Annotated in this window: 1 protein-coding gene; it reads left to right on the plus strand. The window is 38.6% G+C overall.

Going from position 1 to position 1,120, the window contains the following annotated elements:
- A partial coding sequence (locus CHRY9293_RS18355) for a condensation domain-containing protein (protein WP_228455603.1) occupies window positions 1-1,120 on the plus strand: 1,120 nt, incomplete at both ends.

The raw sequence follows: 1,120 nt of genomic DNA on the forward strand, positions 1-1,120 counted from the left end.
GAGGATTTAGGATAGAATTAGGAGAGATAGAAAACGCCTTATTGAGCTATGAAGGTATTCGTCAAAGTGTTGTACTGGCAAAGGAGAATAGTTCAGGGTTAAAATACTTAGTAGGTTATTATGTGTCTGTTACAGTGGTAAATCCTGACGATTTATCTGTGTATTTATCAGAACGTCTTCCAGAGTATATGGTTCCTTCTGTGTATGTTCATTTAGAAGAGTTTCCTCTTACGATTAATGGAAAGTTAGATCGTAGGGCTTTACCTGAACCTAACTTCACCGGAGATAAGGAGTATATAGCACCAACGACTATCCTTGAAAAACAATTAGCAGAGATCTATGGAGAAGTTTTAGGTTTACCGGTAGAAAGTATCGGCTTACATGATGATTTCTTCCGCTTGGGAGGAAACAGTATTATGGCTATTAAACTGATTAGCAAGATTCACCAGGGGTTAGGCTTACAGGTTAGTGTAGCGATGGTGTTTAGCCATAAGACTGTCTTTGGGCTAGCGGGAGTACTGAGCGGTTTAGAATCAGAAAGTAGTGAATTGATCCGTCCTGTAGTGGTTTATAATCCTGAGGATCAGTTGTTATCTTTTGCACAGGAGCGTTTATGGTTTATCGAGAACTATGAAGGAGGTAGTAATGCCTATAACGTTCCTATGGTGTTTCGTTTGGATGCAGGTACAGATCTTTCTGTGTTGCATGATTCATTTACTATCCTTCTCGAACGTCATGATATTCTTCGGAGTGTTATTTTGACGAGTCATGAAGGAATGGGTTATCAAAAGGTTACCGATACTTTTGTTGATTTATCCCTTAAAGATGTTGAAAGTTTTGAAGATTTAGAAGGTTGCTTGTCTCATGAAGTGGGAAGGGTATTCGATCTTTCCAAGGAAGTACCCTTGTCTTTGTGTATCTTTAAGCTGGATTCTGTGTATTATCTTTCTATCGTTATTCATCACATAGCCTTTGATGGTTGGTCCCGAGATATCTTTTTAGGAGAACTTAGTACAATTTATAAATCTTTATTAGTAGGTGAAAGTCCGGTTCTCCCTAGTATGGCTCTCCAATATAGAGATTTTGCTTTATGGCAACGCGACTATCTTAGTGGAGATGT

It is taken from the genome of Chryseobacterium potabilaquae, from assembly GCF_902728265.1.
GTDB classification, from domain to species: Bacteria; Bacteroidota; Bacteroidia; order Flavobacteriales; family Weeksellaceae; genus Chryseobacterium; species Chryseobacterium potabilaquae.